Source organism: Paucibacter sp. B2R-40 (genome assembly GCF_025717555.1).
Taxonomy (GTDB): Bacteria; Pseudomonadota; Gammaproteobacteria; order Burkholderiales; family Burkholderiaceae_C; genus Paucibacter_A.
On record NZ_JAJIRP010000001.1, the window covers coordinates 55,207 to 72,505 of the forward strand.

14 protein-coding genes are annotated in these 17,299 nt (G+C 63.4%); 12 read left to right on the plus strand and 2 right to left on the minus strand.

Features of this window, described 5'->3' with window-relative positions:
* Nucleotides 1-89 precede the first annotated feature (89 nt).
* From LNV09_RS00220 to LNV09_RS00230, 3 genes are read left to right on the plus strand one after another with little or no spacing between them, the layout of a single operon-like run.
* Nucleotides 90-755: a hypothetical protein gene (locus LNV09_RS00220; protein WP_263555060.1), complete on the plus strand. Its 666-nt coding sequence runs from the start codon at nt 90-92 to the stop codon at nt 753-755.
* Nucleotides 755-3,343: a hypothetical protein gene (locus LNV09_RS00225; RefSeq protein ID WP_263555061.1), complete on the plus strand. Its 2,589-nt coding sequence runs from the start codon at nt 755-757 to the stop codon at nt 3,341-3,343. The genes LNV09_RS00220 and LNV09_RS00225 overlap by 1 nt, the downstream gene beginning before the upstream one ends.
* A gap of 41 nt (nt 3,344-3,384) precedes the next feature.
* The gene (locus tag LNV09_RS00230) at nt 3,385-4,059 is read left to right on the plus strand and encodes a PEP-CTERM sorting domain-containing protein (protein ID WP_263555062.1); all 675 of its coding nucleotides are present in this window, start codon (nt 3,385-3,387) and stop codon (nt 4,057-4,059) included.
* Here the strand turns inward: LNV09_RS00230 and LNV09_RS00235 are convergent, their stop codons facing one another.
* The gene (locus tag LNV09_RS00235; protein ID WP_263555063.1) at nt 4,060-6,183 is read right to left on the minus strand and encodes a TonB-dependent receptor; all 2,124 of its coding nucleotides are present in this window, start codon (nt 6,181-6,183) and stop codon (nt 4,060-4,062) included.
* Nucleotides 6,184-6,395: 212 nt separating this feature from the next.
* On the opposite strand from LNV09_RS00235, the gene LNV09_RS00240 reads away from it, so the two are divergent.
* The 4 genes from LNV09_RS00240 to LNV09_RS00255 all read left to right on the plus strand — a co-directional run bounded on the left by LNV09_RS00240 (nt 6,396) and on the right by LNV09_RS00255 (nt 10,621).
* Nucleotides 6,396-7,949: a DUF4331 domain-containing protein gene (locus tag LNV09_RS00240; RefSeq protein WP_263555064.1), complete on the plus strand. Its 1,554-nt coding sequence runs from the start codon at nt 6,396-6,398 to the stop codon at nt 7,947-7,949.
* A gap of 18 nt (nt 7,950-7,967) precedes the next feature.
* Nucleotides 7,968-8,234: a hypothetical protein gene (locus tag LNV09_RS00245; RefSeq protein WP_263555065.1), complete on the plus strand. Its 267-nt coding sequence runs from the start codon at nt 7,968-7,970 to the stop codon at nt 8,232-8,234.
* 63 nt (nt 8,235-8,297) lie between these two features.
* Nucleotides 8,298-9,482 carry a hypothetical protein gene (locus LNV09_RS00250; protein ID WP_263555066.1) on the plus strand — a complete coding sequence of 395 codons (1,185 nt, stop codon included), beginning with the start codon at nt 8,298-8,300 and terminating at the stop codon, nt 9,480-9,482.
* Complete coding sequence (locus tag LNV09_RS00255) at nt 9,479-10,621, plus strand: HupE/UreJ family protein (RefSeq protein ID WP_263555067.1); 1,143 nt, start codon at nt 9,479-9,481, stop codon at nt 10,619-10,621. Before LNV09_RS00250 ends, LNV09_RS00255 begins: the two co-directional genes overlap by 4 nt.
* Here the strand turns inward: LNV09_RS00255 and LNV09_RS00260 are convergent.
* A complete protein-coding gene (locus LNV09_RS00260; protein WP_263555068.1) occupies nt 10,586-11,407 on the minus strand; it encodes a S1/P1 nuclease in 822 nt (273 codons plus the stop codon). The genes LNV09_RS00255 and LNV09_RS00260 overlap by 36 nt on opposite strands.
* Before the next feature lie 171 nt (nt 11,408-11,578).
* Between LNV09_RS00260 and LNV09_RS00265 the strand changes: the two genes are divergently transcribed.
* The 5 genes from LNV09_RS00265 to LNV09_RS00285 all read left to right on the plus strand — a co-directional run bounded on the left by LNV09_RS00265 (nt 11,579) and on the right by LNV09_RS00285 (nt 17,290).
* Nucleotides 11,579-12,640, plus strand: coding sequence for a LacI family DNA-binding transcriptional regulator (locus LNV09_RS00265; RefSeq protein ID WP_263555069.1), 1,062 nt, complete (start codon nt 11,579-11,581; stop codon nt 12,638-12,640).
* A gap of 170 nt (nt 12,641-12,810) precedes the next feature.
* A complete protein-coding gene (locus tag LNV09_RS00270) occupies nt 12,811-14,121 on the plus strand; it encodes an extracellular solute-binding protein (RefSeq protein ID WP_263555070.1) in 1,311 nt (436 codons plus the stop codon).
* Nucleotides 14,122-14,140: 19 nt separating this feature from the next.
* A complete protein-coding gene (locus LNV09_RS00275) occupies nt 14,141-15,070 on the plus strand; it encodes a carbohydrate ABC transporter permease (RefSeq protein WP_263555071.1) in 930 nt (309 codons plus the stop codon).
* Between the two features lie 14 nt (nt 15,071-15,084).
* Complete coding sequence (locus tag LNV09_RS00280; protein ID WP_263532899.1) at nt 15,085-15,918, plus strand: carbohydrate ABC transporter permease; 834 nt, start codon at nt 15,085-15,087, stop codon at nt 15,916-15,918.
* A 43-nt stretch (nt 15,919-15,961) separates the two neighbouring features.
* Nucleotides 15,962-17,290 (plus strand): GH1 family beta-glucosidase, encoded by a 1,329-nt coding sequence (locus tag LNV09_RS00285; protein ID WP_263555072.1) that lies wholly within the window; start codon nt 15,962-15,964, stop codon nt 17,288-17,290.
* Nucleotides 17,291-17,299 lie beyond the last annotated feature (9 nt).

Genomic DNA, 17,299 nt, shown 5'->3' on the forward strand with positions numbered 1-17,299 from the left:
TCGCTACGCTGGCAATCATCAGAACTTTCTGAATCGCTGGGCCCTCCCTATGCCAGCCCATCACCCCGACTTTCAAGGAGTCAGATTCGATGCAACTCAATTCCATTTCGCCCGTCAGTGGCCGCCGGCTGACAGCTGCTTTGCGGCCCCGGCACAGTTTGTTGGCCGCGCTGCTGGCCTGCGCACCCGCTGTGCATGCGACTCAGCTGCCGCCGCAAAACCTCAGCCAGATGATTGACAAGGCCGAGCTGATCGTCAGCGGCGAAGTGACCTCGGTCAAGGACGGCATCCAGGACGGCGTGCCCTACACCGAAGTCACGCTCAAGGTCGCCGGCAGCGTCAAAAGGGACCTCGCCCCCAAGAGCAGCTACACCTTTCGCCAATTCGGCCTGCTGAAGGCCCGCAAGATGGCCGACGGCCGCTACCTGCTGCCGGCCAAGATCGAGGGCATGCCGACCTGGGCGGTGGGCGAACGCGTGATGACTTTCATGAACAAACCCGCCTCGGTGACGGGCTTGAGCACTCCCGTCGGCCTGGCCCAGGGCAAGTTCAGCATCAACGGCAACAAGGCCAGCAATAGCTTCAACAACTCCGGCCTGTTCGACGGCGTGCAGGTGATCACCCGCGGCCTGCTGCGTGCGCCCGAGACCGCCATGTTGAGCAAGCCTTCGGGCGCTGTCGACATCAATGTGCTGCAAGGGCTGGTCAGCCGTGCGGTGAAGAACAACTGGATTGCCACCGGAGCAATGCGCTGATGAATACGAACTTCAAACTCACCACCCTCGGCGCCTGCCTCGCCTTGGCCGCTGCCAGCGCCAACGCCGCCGGCCCGCTCTACCTGAACAACAACCCGGCCAATCTGCAGCCGCTGCGCTGGGACACGTCCCAAGGCGCGATCAAGGTCTATACCGACATCGGCGCCTTCAGCCGCAAGAACGACGACAGCATTTTTCTGAGCGAAGCGCAGGCCAACAACATCACCGCCTTTGCGCTGAAGCAATGGAGTTCGGTCGCCACCTCGACCTGGCGTGCAGAGACCGACCCGGCCAAGTTCACGCCGTTCAGTGCCGTGCCCAGCATCGGCGTTGACGTGAAGGACGGCGCCACCGCCAACTTGGTCTATGGCAAGTACAACGAAGGTGGCTTCTATGTGATCTATGACGTGGACGGCAAGGTGCTGGAAGAGTACTTCGGCGTGCCCAAGGATCAGGTCTTGGGCATTGCGATGCCCGAGATCGCCGAAGACCGTGACGGCGACGGCTTCCCCGAGACCATCGTCAAGGCCACCGCCGTGATGAACGGCTATATGGTCAGCCATGAAACGCCACCACCCGGCCAGCGCAGCCAGCCGCCGGCCGACGTCAACGGCACGCGTTATGCCGGCATCTTCACGCATGAATTCGGCCACGCGATCAATCTGTCGCATTCGCAGACCAATGGCCAGCTCGCCTATCTGAGCCAGACCGGCTATAGCCGCGACCTCTACCCCGGCGTGGCCGGCTGCGTGGCACCGGTGCACCATTGGCTGTATGGCCCCAACACCAGCCATATCGACCCGAAGAACATCGAGACCATGTTCCCCTTCATCGACCCGACCAATGTGGCCAAAGGCCGCTCGGCCGGCTACGAGATGAGCACGGTGGACCGCCCGGATGACATTGCCGGCATCTCCAACCTCTACCCGAGCGCCGACTATCTGGCCAAGACCGGCTCGATCTCCGGCACGCTGACGCTCAAAGACGGCCATACCGGCTTCAGTGGCGTCAACATCATCGCGCGCAATGTCAAAGACCCGCTCGGTGATGCGGTCTCGGTGATGACGGGCGACCAGACCCAAGGCCTGCTCGGGCCCGATGGGCGCTTTCGCATCAACAACCTGAAAGCGGGCGAAAGCTATCTGCTCTACACCGAGGAAATCACCCGCGGCGGCTACCCGACACAGCCAGCCATGCTGATCTCGCAGGCCGAGTATTGGAACCAAGCCGAGTCGAATGACCCGATCAACGACGCTCCTTGCCTGGCCAACGCGATCAAGGTCGAGGCCGGCGTCAGCAAGACTGCCGACTTCATCTTCAACGGCCACACCGATGGCGTGCAGTACAGCTTCCTGACCTCGGGCTATATCTCCAGCCTGTCGGCCGACGGCCAGCGCGGCGGCGGACAAGTGGGCGGCTACCTGCCCTTCTTCTGGGATGCCAAAACCGGCCTGAGCTTGCTGCCGCAAGAGCTGAACCTGAATTCATCGGGCAATAGCGCCATCACGCATGACGGCAGCCAGATGATGGTGGAGGCTAACTTCGACGGGCAATGGCAAGCAGACCCCTGGGGCGGCGAGCCCTATCTGATCAAGCAGATGGCACTCTACAACCTGAACACGCAGGCATTGACCCCGCTGGGCGCCTTGAGCGACAGCTGCGGCGTCGGCGGCCAGGGCGGTTACGCCAGCAGTTACGGCTGGGGCCTGAACAGCGACGGCAGCGCGGCCGTGGCAGGCAGCACCAAGACCTTGCCGGACGGCAGCTGCGACCAATTCGACTGGGACAGCAATACGGGTCTGGATGTCCACCCCTATTTGTGGACGGCCGACAAGGGTGGCCGCGCACTCAGTCTGCGCGGGATCAATGCGCCATTTTTACCCTGGCTACGGGCCTCGGCGGTGGCCGGCAATGGTGCGGTGGTGGTCGGGCAGGGCAATTACACCAATGCCTTCGCCTGGGTCAATGAAGGCGATCCGATTGACCTGACTGCCTTGACGGGCGCCACAGCGGCCGAAGTCATCAATGCCGACGGCAGCCGCGTGCCGCTCGCTACCGACCGCGGCGTGCTGCTATGGAATGCGCTGCTAGGGACCGGCCCCGAGGCCTTCCGCAACATCAGCGGCCCCAAGTACTGCACCGACTTTCCTTTTAGCAGCTGGGACGGCATCGATCACTGCAAGGTCGAGGGTGCGGCCTGGGTGGAAGCCAACTTTGGCTTGCCGGGGCACAACCTCAACGGCATCAGCGACGATGGCCGGGTGCTGATCTCGCGGGTCGGCAGCTTCTTCACCAGCTTCGCCGGCTTTATGTGGGTTGAGGATGCGGGCTGGATCGGCTTGAACGAGTTCTTCCGCAAGCAAGGCGTGGTCGAGGCGGAGAAATACGGCATGGACAACCCCGGCGCCATCAGCAGCCAAGGCAACACCCTGGTCGGCGGACTGACCGGCGTCGGCGCCACCTGGTATGTGGACCTGAAGCAGGCCTTTGTCTGCGCCGGCGGCGTGACGACGGCGACCGCCTTCCCTGTCGAGTTTGCGGCCAAGGTCAAGGCCGGCGCCTCGATGGGTCGCTGCGAAATCAAATGAGCAGTGCTACGAACTCAAGCTTCATCTTCAAGGACATGACAATGCGCAGCAATAACTACTTCACGCTACGGGCACTGGCCGTCGCGGCCATCCTCGCGGGCAGCGGCCAGGCCAAGGCCGATCTGACCTTCTTCAACAACCAAGCGGCCTATATGGCCGCCATCAGCGCGCCCGGGGTCGACAACTTTGAAGACTTGCCCTGGGCGGTAATCGGCCAATCCGTCAATCGGCAGGCCGGCGAGCATTACTACTCTGCATGGGCGGTTGAAGAGTCGGGCAACTACACCGATCTCTACACCTCCGGCAGCAGCGCTGATCAATGGTTGTCGACCGACCGGGCGGCCGACTATCTGACCTTCGGCTACTTCTCAGAGAAGGTCAACGGTGCCGGTGGCTTCTTCTTCGGCAGCGATGAGATGGGCAACTTCAAGGCCGGCCAAACCATTCGCATCAACGCGATTGATGCCGACGGCGTCGAGCAAATCAAGATTGTGGAGAACGCCACGCCGGGCAGCTTCTATGGCTTTGTGTCGAGCAGCCATCTGGAGTATTTTCAGGTCAGCGCCGTGCAGCCTAACGGCGATTACACCTGGGTGGCAGGCAACGACCTGGCCCTGGGCACCATCGCCGCCGCCGTGCCCGAGCCGGCCAGCTACGCGCTGCTGCTGGCGGGGCTGGGCCTGCTGGGCGCGGTCGCCCAGCGCAAGCGCGCCTGATCAGAAGCCCATCGTCAAACCCAGCCGCAGGCTGCGCGGCTCGACCGGGTGAAAGTGGATGTCGGGCACCCCAGCAGCCGGCTCGCCTTTCAGGCGCGAGGCGTAGTAGTAATCGATATCGCTGGCCTTGCTGGCGAATAGATTAAAGACGTCCAAGTTCAAGCTGGTGTTGGCGTTGATGCGGTAGCCGATGCGCATCTGCGCCAAGGTGGTGGCCTTGGAGCGCTGGCTGTTGTCTTCGGTCAGCGCACGCGGGCCGAAGTAGCGCAGCTGGAATTGGCCCGACCAGGGGCCCAGGTTGCTCAGCGTGGCACCGGCCGAGAGCACGCGGTTGATGGCGCCGGGCACATGGTCACCGGCAGGATCGAACTCGGTGTAACGCGCCCGGGACAGGGCCACATCGGCGTCCAGCAGCAGCCACGAGGCCGCCTGGTAGTGATTGTTCCATTCGATGCCGCTGCGCCGGCTGGCGCGGCTGGCCTCGGTCTCGCCGGCGTCGCCAACAAATACCAGCTCCGACGCCAAGCTCAGCTGCCACAGCGCCAGCGAGCTTTGCAGGCCCGGAATGATTTCGCTGCGCAGGCCCAGCTCGCTGCCCTTGGCCCTGACCAGCGGCTGTACCGCGTCGACCGGCAAATTCTCCTTGGCGGAGACACGGGCGGTCGCGCCGCGTGCGTCATTGCTATGAAAACCCTGGCCGTAGTTGACGAAGGCCTCGGTCTTTTGCCAGGGTCCGAAGATCAGCGACAGCTTGGGGCTGCTCAGATGAGCTCGATCACTGCCGCTATTCGCGGCAATCGAGCTGCTGACATTGAGCGCCAACTGATCAAAGCGCAAGCCGGCGACGCTGCGCAGCCAAGGCAGCCATTGGGTCGAGTTCTCGGCCAACAGGCCGACCGAGGTCTGGCGCACCTGGCTTTGCTGGATCGTGCCGACGCGTTCGCGCGCCACCGACTCATACAGACCGACCGGGTTAAGGCGGTCGTGGCGGACCTGCAGGCCCACGGTGTTGCTGGTCTCCAGCCCTCCGACTTTCAAGTCCCAGCTGCGGCTGCCGGCCAGGCCGTAGACCTGGCGCCGCTCGGCCTGCTCGAATTGATCGCCATGTTTGAGGCCGGGGTCCAAGTCGACCGGGTGCTCAAGAAAATAGGTGAAGTTGGAAAACAAATCCAGCCGGGACTTGATCGCATAGGCATTGAACTTGAAGCCGCCGTCTTCGCCCTTGCGTTCGGTGGCGAAGGACAGGCTCTGGCGCGCAGTATGCCCGCCGTCGCTGGGGTCAACTGCGCCGAAGCGCCCGACCAAGCCGGCCTGTACCGCACGCAGCGGGATCTGGTCGGTGGAGTTCCAGTCCGCCTCATAGGCCATAGCGGTGATGCTGCTGCGCTGTTCGGCCGGGCCAAAGCTGTAGCGCAGCACGCCGTTCTTGCGGCGCAGGTTTTCCGGATTCTCCCAGGGGCCATTGTTGTGCGAGGCCTCCAGCGCAAACAGCAGATCGCCGCCACTCAGTTCGACCGAGTTAGCCAGCAAGGCGCGCCGGTAGCCGTTCTGACCCAGCGTCAACTCGGCCAGGCCGGCGTCCATCCGCTCGGCCAACTCGAAGCGGGCCGCACCTGCCGAGGAAAAGTCGCCCACGTCGGCAAAGTAGGGACCCTTCTTGTAACTGATGCGATTGACGACCTCCGGGATCAACCAGTTCAGATCGCTATAGCCATGGCCATGGGCATGGGTCGGCATATTGACCGGCATGCCGTCGACGAAGGTGGCGAAGTCGGTGCCGTGGTCAAGGTTGAAACCCCGCAGGAAATACTGGTTAGCTTTGCCGCCGCCGCTGTGCTGGGTCACGATCACGCCGGGCACAAATTCCAGCAGTTCGGCCGGCCTTAAGGTTGGGCGGCTCGCGATCAAGCGGGCGCTGACCGCGCCTTGGGAAGCTGCGTCCGAGCTGCCGACGCCATTGAGATAGTTGCCTATCACCAGCACCGGCGCCAGGGTCTGGGTTTCTTTGTTGGCTTCTATATTGGCATCACTGCCGGCATCGCCCCCTGCTGCCGCTTGCTGGCAAGCAAGCGCCAGCACGGTCAGCTGTAGAGATAAAAGAGCGATCTTCGGTCGGGATTTCATGGCGGAATTCTTGAATTGAGAGAAATGGCTTTACTGATGTGTCCGCCTTGATACGTGGCGATCCGGTCCGCGGATGCACGCAGCCGCGGATGCTAAGCAATATTTATTACAAGTCTTTTGCATCCAGGTCGGAGGCGCTGCCGTATTCAAGGCCACGACGACACAAATCCCTGTGCCGCCCCATCCCGACATTGCCCCAAAGGAGTCTTCACATGTTGCATTCAGCATCGCCCATCAAAGCCAACACCCTGGCCCTCGCAGTCTCATTGGCGCTGGCCAGCTTGACCGCCGCGCCCGCCTTCGCGTCCAGCCACCGCGAAGCACCTTTCATCACCACCGTGCCCAAGGTCGACGGCTCCGACTTCTATATGTTCCGCAGCTACGAGGCCGATCGCAGCGACTATGTGACGCTGCTGGCCAATTACCTGCCGCTGCAAGACGGCTACGGCGGCCCGAACTACTTCGCCCTCGACCAGAACGCGCTGTATGAAATCCATATCGACAACAACGGCGACGCCAAAGAAGACCTGACGTTTCAATTCCGCTTCAAGAACACGCTGTCGAACAGCGGCGCCGGCCAGGCCCTCAACGTCGGCGGCAAGATGATGAACATCCCGCTGGTGCAGTTCGGCGGCGTCAGCAACGTCAAGGACGGCAATCTGCAATTGGCCGAAACCTATAGCGTCAGCGTGGTGCGCGGCGACCGCCGCAGCGGCACAGCGCAGGCGGTCACCAACGCAAGCGGCGGCAGCGCCACTTTTGACAAGCCGGTTGACAATATCGGCAAGAAAACGATCGCCGACTATGCGGCCTACGCGGCCAAGCACATCTACACGGTCAATATTCCCGGCTGCAATATGCCGGCCAAGCTCTTCGTCGGTCAGCGCAAGGACGCGTTTGCGGTCAATCTGGGCACCATCTTTGACTTGGTCAACGCACCGGTTGGCGTCATCACCGACCCCAGCCTGATCGGCGCAGCACCCAACACCATCGACGACAAAAACGTCACCACCCTGGGCCTGGAAGTACACAAGAGCTGCCTGACCAATGGCGACGACGTGATCGGCGGCTGGACCACCGCCAGCATGCGCCAAGCCCGTTTGCTCAACGGCAAACCCGGTTCGGGCCATCAGGCCAGCGAAAAGGCCGGCGGCGCCTGGGTGCAAGTCTCGCGTCTGGGCATGCCCTTGGTCAATGAGGTCGTCATCGGCCTGAAGGACAAGGACAAGTTCAACGCGTCCAAGCCGAGCGGCGACGCTCAGTTTGCAGATTATGTGACCAACCCGACCCTGCCGGCTTTGCTGGAAATCGCACTGACCCTGCCCAACACGGCACCGACCAACTTCCCGCGCACCGATCTGGTCACGACCTTCCTGACCGGCATCAAGGGCGTCAACCAGCCCAAGAATGTGGTCGGCTCCGAGATGCTGCGCCTCAACACCGCCATCCCGCCGGTCGCGTTTGCGCAGCAAAACCGTCTCGGCATCGTCGGCAACATCCTCGCCGGTGGCAATGACAACGCCGGCTACCCGAACGGCCGTCGCCCCAAGGACGATGTGGTCGACATCTCGCTGGTGGCCGTGATGGGCGGCCTGTGCATGGCCAATGGCGATACCGACAAGCTCGGCTTCGGCGCCGCCTGCAAGCCTTCCGCTGTGCCGCTGGGCGCCACGTCCTTCAAGCTGCATGACGCCGTCGATCAGGCTGCAGTGCCCTTGCTGAGCGGCTTCCCCTACCTCAACACGCCAGTTCCAGGCACCAAGTAAACAGCGAGGCCAGACATCATGAACAAGCAACTCTTGCTGTGCAGCGTACTGCTGGCTGTCCTGGGCCTGACGGCCTGCGGCAGCGATGGCGGCGACGAAGCCCCGCCGCCGGTGATTCAGCCGCCGGTCGAAGTGACGGAAGTCCCAAGCTCGGCCGGGGCCTCGGCCGACGCCTATCGCAGCTACGCCGCCGGCCTGACAGCGACCGAAACCGCCGAGCCCCTGGGCTTGGACAAGGTCGCCGAGGCGCCAGTCTCAGACACCACCGAGCCGGCTGACATCTAAGCCAAGCACCAGCCGGGGCCGCCTTTGTGCATCAGCGCATCGGTGGCCCATCAAGGACATCCCGTGAAATCTGCTTTTATGGCCGGCCTGTTGGCGGCGCTGCTGGTGCAATCCGCCGGCGCTGCGCCCTACACCCCGACCGATGATCAAACCATCGTGCAAGCGCTGCCGAATCGGCTCGATGCCACGGCCCGCGCCCAGCGCAAGGCATTGGCCAGCCGCCCGCAGCAGCTGAGCTTGGCGCTGGCCACCGCGCAAGCGGCCATTGGTCGCGCCCGCAGCCACGGCGACCCACGCGAGCTGGGTTTGGCCGAAGCCGCGCTGGCCCCTTGGTGGGGGCTGGAGCAAGCGCCGCCGCAAGTGCGTTTGCTGCGCGCCAGCGTGCGGCAAAGCCAGCATGATTTCGCCACTTCTTTGCAAGACCTCGACAGATTGGTCGCCCAGCCCAGCCGCCTGCCGCTGCAAGTGCAGGCGCAAGCCGGCTTGATCCGCGCCTCGGTCTTGCAAGTGACCGGCCAGTTGGCCTTGGCGCGGCAGGCTTGCGAGAGCTTGACCGACGCCCGCTTCGCCAGCCTCGGGCCTGCCTTGGCGCTGCCGGCGCGGGCCTGCCTGGCCGAGCTGCGCAGTCTGTCGGGTGAGCCCAGAGAAGCGGCAGCCGAGCTGGCCGCCCTGGCCAAGCAGTCGCCAGATGATGCCTGGTTGTCCTTGCTCAGGGCCGAATTGGCTCAGCGCATGGGAGACAGCGTCGGCGCCGGCTCACGCTACCGCGAAGCCCTGGCGGCCAGTTCAGGCGGTGACATCTATACCCGTGGCGCTTATGCCGACTACCTGCTCGAGCAAGGCCGCCCGGCCGACGCGCTGCGCTTGGTCGAGGGCGACGACGCCGAATCCGACGCGCTGCTCTTGCGCCGCGCGATTGCCCTGAAGCAGCTGGACAGTCCTTTGCTGAAGCCGGTCGCCGCCGCTTTGACGGCCCGCTTCGAAGCCGCCCGCCTGCGCGGCGAAAACTACCATGCACGCGAACAGGCGCGGCTGGCCCTCGACGTGCTGGGGCAAACCCAGCCGGCCTTGCAGCTTGCGTTGAGCAACTGGGCACAGCAGAAAGAACCCGCCGACGCCTTGCTGCTGCAGCGCGCAGCGCTGGCCGCCGCTCAGCCGGGTGCGGTCGAGCCCGAAATCAAACGCCTCGTCCAAGCGGGCTGGGTCGATGTGCGCCTGACCCACGCCACTCGGAGTGCCAAGCCATGATGCGTTTCATCTCCCTGGCCTTTGCCATTTCATTGGCCTTGACCCTGGCCGGCCCGGCGCAGGCCCATAAATCAAGTGACGCCTACTTAACGCTCTATGTAGACGGCAACACGATCACGCAGCGCCTGGACATCGCCTTGCAGGACCTGGACCGCGACCTCGACCTTGATGCCAACGACGACAAGCAGCTGAGCTGGGGCGAACTGCGCACGCGCTGGCCGGAGCTGGAGCGGCTGGTCGCCGATAGCGTCAAACTCAGCGCCGATGGTCAGGTTTGCACCGTGATGGGCAAACTGCCAGCTCAGCTCGACCATCACAGCGACGGCGCCTACGCGGTCTTGCAGCAGACGCTGCAATGCGCGGCACCGGTGCAAAGCTTGGCGCTGGACTATCGGCTGTTCGCCGGCAGTGACGCCAAGCATCGCGGCATTGCCCGCGTCTTGTCGGCCTCGGATGAACAAAGTGCGGTGCTGGTGCCTGCCGTTGGCCCCAAGAATTTTCAGCTCAACACCAGCCTGCAAGAAAAGCTGCGCAGCCTGGGCGGCTTCATCGTCGAAGGCATGCACCATATCTCCGTCGGGCTGGATCACATCTTGTTCCTCGTCAGCCTGCTGATGGTGGCCGTGTGGCGCCGCGAAGGTACTGGCTGGGTTGCCCGCTCAAGCTCGAGGTCCGCCTGGCGCGAAGCCTTCAAGCTGGTCACCGCCTTTACCTTGGCGCATTCCTTGACGCTGGGCTTGGCTGCGGCGGGGGTGTTGGCGCCACCCTCGCGCTGGGTCGAATCGCTGATTGCGGCCAGCGTGCTGGTCGCCGCCATCGACAATATGCGTCCCTTTGTGCGCGGCCCGCGCTGGCTGATGGTGGCCCTGTTCGGTCTGGTGCATGGCTTTGGCTTCGCCGGACCGTTGCAAGCCCTGGGCCTGCAGCGTGGCAATCTGGCGCTGCCGCTGCTGGGTTTCAATCTGGGCGTCGAATTCGCGCAAATGCTGCTGGTCGCACTGATCTTGCCGCTGGCCATCGCGTTGCGCGACAAGCCGCTCTATGGCCGGCTGTTGGTACGCCCGGGCTCGGCCCTGATAGGCGGCTTGGCCTTGCTGTGGCTGCTAGAGCGCAGCCTGGACTTCAGTCTTTTTGCCTAGGCTCTCGTTCAAGACCTCGGCCAAGCGCTGGGCCGCAGCGCTCAGCTGCGCGAGCAACTGATCATCATGTGCATCGGCATAGGCTTGATCGACCTTGTGCCCATCGGGGTAAAAGCCCGGCGCGCTGGCGATGCGGCAGGACTCGCTGGCCCATTGCGCGGCGCCGCTTGCTGAACTGGGCGTGGCGACTGGCAAGCCGGCGCTGATCTGCGCCTGCAGCGCGGCCGCAGCGCCAGGGTGATTCAGGATCAGGCCCGAGTCCCACAAGGCGTGCAGATTGGAGCCCCGGCCAAAGCCTTGCAGCTGATAGCTATTGCCACCACGGTCATCGCCAAAGCCGGCATGCAGCGGTTGATGCACATCGGCCACCAGATGGACAACGTATTTCAGCGCTTTCAGTCTGGCCTCATCGTCGGCCGCGGAACGCAGCAGATTTGTCTGGCGTTGAATGGCGGCCACCACACAGGCGCCAGCTTCGCAGTCGCGTTGCGGCTCATAGTGGCAATCGGCATCGCGTGGGAAATTGACGTAATGCCAGGGCCCGGTCTGCGGCGAGCGGTGCTCGTCCGCCCAGGTCGACACCGAGGCCAGCGTGCTGCCCGGCTCAAGCGCCAGCAGCCGCACCACTTCGGCGCGTGCGTGGGAATTCAGATTCTGCTCGGCGACGCTGGCGATCAGGCGGTGGCCGTCGGCGCCCCAGGCTTGGACCGGATTTGTTTGGGTGAGCAGGGCGGGGAGAACAATCAGGGCAGCGAGTTGCGTGCGCAGGCGGGGCAAACTGGGCAAGGGAGGCGCTTAGAAAAAATACGGTCGAAATATTGCCCGGCAGGACAGGGGTCGCCATTCTGCCAAAGTCCACGCCGCGCCCAAATTGCGTCCAAACAGCAAAGGCCTGCCTTTGCCCGGCCATGCACTGGCTAAACCCTTAAACTGCGGGGCCACCACCGACCGCAGGCCATGAAGAGTAGCGAGAAGAAAACCAGCAAGACCACGCGCAGCGCAGCGGTCGCCCATGACCCCAAGGTCACGCTGGGCATGGTGGCTGCCGCCTGCGGCGTTTCACCCAGCACGGTATCGCGGATTCTGAACGGCACGGCCGTGGTCAGCGCCGAGAAGCGGGCCGCAGTGGACCAAGCTATTGCCGAGCTGGGCTTTGTGCCCAACCCGATGGCGCGCGGCCTGGCCGGCGGTCGCACGCTGAGTGTGGGCGTTATCACCCAAGCGATCGATAGCCCGTTCTACGGCATCGCGCTGCGCGGCATCGAAGAAGAGCTGAACAAGATTGGCTACAGCCCGCTGTTTGTCAGCGGCCATTGGAATGCCAAGGAAGAGGCGCGCTGCATCGAGGTGCTGCGCTCACGCCGTGTCGACGGCATCATCATCCTGACCGGCCGGCTCAGCGATGAGTCGCTGAAGACCCTGGCCAAGGCCTTGCCGGTGGTCGTCACCGGCCGCAGCCTGGTCGCGCCCGGCTTGTTCTCGCTGGACTTCAATAACTTCGAGGGCGCACGGCTCGCGACAGCGCATCTGCTGCAACTGGGCCATCGCGAGATTGCCTTCATCGCCGGCCCGGCTAACCACCCCGATGCCTTGGAACGCCTGCGTGGCTACCGCACCGCGCTGGACGAGGCCGGCATCGCCTTCCAGCCCGGCCTGGTGCTGCCGGGTATGTATAGCGAAGAAAGCGGTCTGCAAGCGGTTGAGCAATTGATTGCCGGCCGCCATCCCTTCTCGGCCATCTTTGCCGCCAATGATCAAATGGCCTTTGGCGCAGCCTTGGCCCTGCATCGCCATGGAATGCATGTGCCGGACCAGATTTCTCTGGTCGGCTTTGATGATGTGGCCGGCGCCGCCCACTCGGTGCCGCCGCTGAGCACCATCCATCACCCGGCTTATGAACTCGGCAGTTTGGCGGCCAAGGCGCTGCTTCAGCTCTTGGCGGGTGAGGCCCCGCAGGCCAGCCTGCCGGAGCCTCGCTTGACGGTACGCGGCTCTACCCGAGCCTTGCTCAGACCCTGAACCGCGGACCGCCCTCACACACCCCGCTGATCGGCCCCCGCATTTACCCTTTGTTGACAGGCAAAGCGGGCGGCACTACATTATGAAAGCGCTTTCATAAAGCGTTCAAGACCCCAAATAACAGACCGAATCGCCCATGATGGCCGATTCAAGGTGGAGACAAGCAGGCCATGAATACGAACGAGCGTGCCGGTTGGCGCGCCTGGCTAGATGACAAGCTTTTGCAGTCAAAGTTGACAGCGTTGTCAATGCTGCTGGGCTTGCTCGGCCTCACGCTGCCGCTTAGCGCTGCGGCACAGCAAGTGCTGGTGGTGGCCGCCTATCCGGCCGTAGACGAAATCGTCAGAGCGGCGCTGCCGGCCTGGCAAAGCCTGCATCCCAATGTCGAGGTCAAGGTGGTCAGCCGCCAGTTTGCCGACCACCACACCGCCATGACCACTGCTTTGTCGACGGCGGTCTATTTGCCCGATGTGATGGCGCTAGAGGTCGGCTATCTGGGGCGCTTTTCGCCCGGTTACGGCCTGGAGGATTTGACGCGCCCGCCCTACGACATCGCCAGGTTCAAGCCCCGCTTCGTGCCCTATGCCTACCAGCAGGCGAGCAACCGGCGCGGCGAGGTGGTGGCGGTGCCGACCGATATCGGCCCTGGCACCTTGCTCTACCGCAAAGATGTGCTGGCCAAGGCCGGCGTCAGCGAGGCTGAGCTCACGCAAAGCTGGGACAGCTATGTCGCCGCCGGCATCAAGATCAAGGCCAGCAGCGGCGGCTTCCTCTTGGCCCATGCCCGCGATATCAAGAACATCCTGATCCGCACCGGCATACAGCCCGGCGAAGGGCTCTACTTTGACAATCAGTCGCGTGTGTTGGTCGCATCACCGCGTTTTGTGCGGGCTTTCGAGTTGGCCCGCGAAGTGCGCCAGCACAAGCTGGACGCAAGAGTATTGGCTTGGTCGGCCGACTGGACCGAGGGCTTCAAGCGCGGCAGCATTGCCACCCAATTGACCGGCGCCTGGCTGGCCGGCCACTTGAATACATGGTTGGCCCCCAACACCGCCGGCCTGTGGCGTGCCGCGCAACTGCCCGAGGGCGCATTTGCGGCCTACGGCGGCACTTTCTTTGCATTGCCGCGCAAGGCCGACCCGGCCAACAAGGCCTTGGCTTGGGACCTGATTCAGTTCCTGACCCTGAACCGGGAGATACAGCTGCGCGCCTTCAAAGCGCAAGACGCCTTCCCGGCCTTGCTGGAAGCGCATGACGACCCCTTCTTCGAGCAGCCGATTGCTTTCCTGGGCGGTCAGACCGCGCGGATAGGCTGGCGCGACGCTGCTCGCCGTATCAAAGCGGTGGATGTGCACAAGCAAGACGCTTTTGCCGAGGAGGTCATAGACACCGAACTCGACAAGGTGCTGGAGCGCGGCAAAGACATCCGCACCGCGCTGGCCGATGCCGAACGCCTGCTGAAGCAGCGCGCTACACGTTGAAAGCGCTAGGAACATAACGATGAAGCTACCTGCCTTCCTGCGCCTGCCGCCACGCTGGGCGCCCTATGTGTTCTTGGCACCTTTCGTGCTGCTGTTCCTGATCTTCGGCATGTTCCCGCTGAGCTTCTCGCTCTATCTGGCGTTTCAGACCTGGGAGCCGACCAGCGGCCTGACGGCGATGAGCTTCGTCGGCCTCGACAACTTCGCCTTCGCGCTGCAAGACGAATGGTTCTGGAAGTCGCTGAAGAACACCACCTGGCTGGCCTTGGCATCGGGCGTGCCCCAGCATCTGGTGGCGATCCCGCTGGCCTGCTTCATCCATGCCTCGTTCAAGCGCCTTCGCAACGGCGTGGTCGGCGCCTACTTCATGCCTTACATCACCTCGACGGTGGCGATCGCGATTCTGTTCAGCTCGCTGTTCTCGACCGACTACGGCCTGATCAATGGCGTGATCGCGGCCTTGCGCGAGCTGCCCGGCATCGGCTGGCTAATGCCGGCTGCGGCCATCGACTGGCTCAACAACCCGGATGCGCTCAAACCCGCGATTGCGATGATCGTGTTCTGGCGCTATGTCGGCTTCAATGTGGTGCTCTATCTGGCCGCGCTGCAGACCATCCCCGCCGACATCATGGAGGCCGCACGCATGGACGGTGCTGGCCGGCTGCAGCAGTTCTGGCACATCACCCTGCCCAGCCTGAAGCCGATGATCTTCTTCGGCGTCACGCTGAGCGTGATCGGCGGCCTGCAGCTGTTCGAGGAGCCCTTCATCCTCACCAATGGCCGTGGCGGCACCGATCAGGCCGGCATGACGACGGCCATCTACCTCTACCGCATGGCTTTTGACTTCAATGATTTTGGTGCCGCCAGCGCGATGTCCTGGTTGCTCTTTCTGCTGGTGGGCCTGCTGACCTGGCTGACCAACCGCGCGTTTCGCCAGCGCGGCGCTTGAAGAAGGCCTTTGATATGCAGACAAGCTCCAAGCACCAACTCGCACCCTGGGCCGCCTACGGTCTGGTCGGCCTCGGCATGCTCATCATGCTGGCGCCGTTCTATTTCATGTTCGTGTTCGCCACCCATTCGCGCGGCGAGATCTTCAGCATGCCGCCGCCAATGTTCTTCGGCGATGACTTTCTCAACAACCTGGCCATCCTGACCAAGCGCATCCCGTTCTGGCGCAATCTGGGCTGGAGCATCTATGTCGGCCTGGCCTCAACGTTGCTGACCCTGCTGTTCTGCGCCATGGGCGGCTATGCCTTCGCGATGTTCGAATTTCGCTACAAGAAGGCGCTGTTCGGCCTGGTGATGGGCACGATGCTGCTGCCGACCTTTATGAACATGATCCCGACCTTCATGATCATGGACATGCTGGGCTGGATCGATCAGCCGCGCGCGCTCTACATCCCCGGCGCGGCCAGCGCCTTCGGCATCTTCCTGATGCGGCAGTTCGCCTTGACCTCGATCCCGCGCGATCTGGTCGAAGCGGCGCGCATGGACGGCTGCGGCGAGTTCGGCATCTTCTTTCGCATCGTCCTGCCGCTGCTCAAGCCAGCACTCGGCACGCTGGGCCTGATCACCTTCATCGCCTCCTGGAATAACTTCATCGGCCCACTGATCGTGATGCGCTCGCCGGATATGTACACGCTGCCGCTGGCGCTGCGCAGCCTGCAAAGCCCGGTCGACACCGAATGGGGTGCGCTGATGACCGGCTCGGCCATCGCCACGCTGCCGCTGATCGTTCTGTTCGTCATGTCTTCCAGGCAGCTGATTTCCGGCCTGACCGTCGGCGCCGTCAAGTAGCCATACGCGCTTGAAACCCTCTTTTCTCCTGCCTCCTCTGCCCATGAGCAACAAGAACTCGTCTGTCTTCCCGCCCGACTTTGTCTGGGGCGTGGCCACCAGCGCTTTCCAGATCGAAGGCGCAAGCGCCGCCGACGGCAAAGGCCTATCAATCTGGGACAGCTTTTGTGCAAAACCCGGCGCGATCGCCGATGCCAGCAACGGCGACATCGCCTGCCAGCATTACCAACGCTGGGCCGAAGATCTGGACATGATTGCCGCCTTGGGCGTCAATGCCTACCGCTTCTCGGTCTCCTGGCCGCGCGTGCAGCCCGCCGGCAGCGGCGCCTGGAACGACAAAGGTCTGGACTTCTACGAGCGCATCGTCGACGGCCTGCTGGCGCGCGGCCTGCAGCCTCATCTGACGCTCAATCACTGGGACTTGCCGGATGCGCTGCAAGCCACCGGCGGCTGGGCGAACCGCGACACCACGCAGCGCTTTGTCGACTACGCGCTCGGCATCAACGCCCGCCTGGGCGACCGCCTGGCGTCGATCGCCACGCATAACGAGCCTTGGGTGGTCGCAACGCTGGGCCATGAAGCCGGTATCTTCGCCCCCGGCATCAAGAGCCGCAAGACCGCCGCGCAGGTCTCGCACCACCTGCTGCTCAGTCACGGCCTGGCGCTGCGGGCGCTGCGCGAGCAAGGCGTTAGCGCCAAGCTGGGCATCGTCTTGAATCTGGCGCCCATGCACCCGGCTACCGACACGGCCGCCGACCGCGCGCAAGCCAGCTTGGAAGACGGCCGCCTGCTGCGCTGGTATCTGGACCCACTTTTCAAGGGCGCTTATCCGAGCGATGTGTTGGCCGACCTGGGCGACGATGCACCCAAGATCGAAGCCGGCGACATGCAGTTGATTGCCGCACCGATGGACTTCCTTGGCGTCAACTATTACTCGCACTCGGTCGTCAGCGCCGACAAGAGTTACAAGGCCGGCAGCACCGGTTTACCTGTCACCGACATGGGCTGGGAGGTCTACCCCGAGGGGCTGACCGAGCTGCTCCTGCGCCTCAAGCGCGACTACCCAGTGCCGCCGCTGTTCGTGACCGAAAACGGCGGCGCCTTCAAGGACCAAATGGTCAACGGTCAAGTGCATGACCAGGATCGCCTCGACTATTTGGCGCGTCACATCGAAGCGGTGGCGGAGGCGATGCGCCAGGGTGTCGATATGGGCGGCTATATGGTCTGGAGCCTGATGGACAACTTCGAATGGGCCTCGGGCTACGAGAAGCGCTTCGGCATCGTCCATGTCGACTACCAAACCCAGCAGCGCACACTCAAAGACAGCGCGCTCTGGTACCGCGACTTCTTGCAAGCGAAAAAACAGTTCTGAGGACGAGAA

Bases quoted from the DNA above. Each gene is read 5' to 3' on its own strand.
- LNV09_RS00245 (WP_263555065.1), top strand. From the start codon at position 7,968: ATGAACAAGCAACTCTTGCTGTGCAGCGTACTGCTGGCTGTCCTGGGC.
- LNV09_RS00280 (WP_263532899.1), top strand. From the start codon at position 15,085: ATGCAGACAAGCTCCAAGCACCAACTCGCACCCTGGGCCGCCTACGGT.
- LNV09_RS00220 (WP_263555060.1), top strand. From the start codon at position 90: ATGCAACTCAATTCCATTTCGCCCGTCAGTGGCCGCCGGCTGACAGCT.
- LNV09_RS00240 (WP_263555064.1), top strand. From the start codon at position 6,396: ATGTTGCATTCAGCATCGCCCATCAAAGCCAACACCCTGGCCCTCGCA.
- LNV09_RS00235 (WP_263555063.1), bottom strand. From the start codon at position 6,183: ATGAAATCCCGACCGAAGATCGCTCTTTTATCTCTACAGCTGACCGTG.
- LNV09_RS00270 (WP_263555070.1), top strand. From the start codon at position 12,811: ATGAATACGAACGAGCGTGCCGGTTGGCGCGCCTGGCTAGATGACAAG.
- LNV09_RS00265 (WP_263555069.1), top strand. From the start codon at position 11,579: ATGAAGAGTAGCGAGAAGAAAACCAGCAAGACCACGCGCAGCGCAGCG.
- LNV09_RS00275 (WP_263555071.1), top strand. From the start codon at position 14,141: ATGAAGCTACCTGCCTTCCTGCGCCTGCCGCCACGCTGGGCGCCCTAT.
- LNV09_RS00230 (WP_263555062.1), top strand. From the start codon at position 3,385: ATGCGCAGCAATAACTACTTCACGCTACGGGCACTGGCCGTCGCGGCC.
- LNV09_RS00255 (WP_263555067.1), top strand. From the start codon at position 9,479: ATGATGCGTTTCATCTCCCTGGCCTTTGCCATTTCATTGGCCTTGACC.
- LNV09_RS00285 (WP_263555072.1), top strand. From the start codon at position 15,962: ATGAGCAACAAGAACTCGTCTGTCTTCCCGCCCGACTTTGTCTGGGGC.
- LNV09_RS00225 (WP_263555061.1), top strand. From the start codon at position 755: ATGAATACGAACTTCAAACTCACCACCCTCGGCGCCTGCCTCGCCTTG.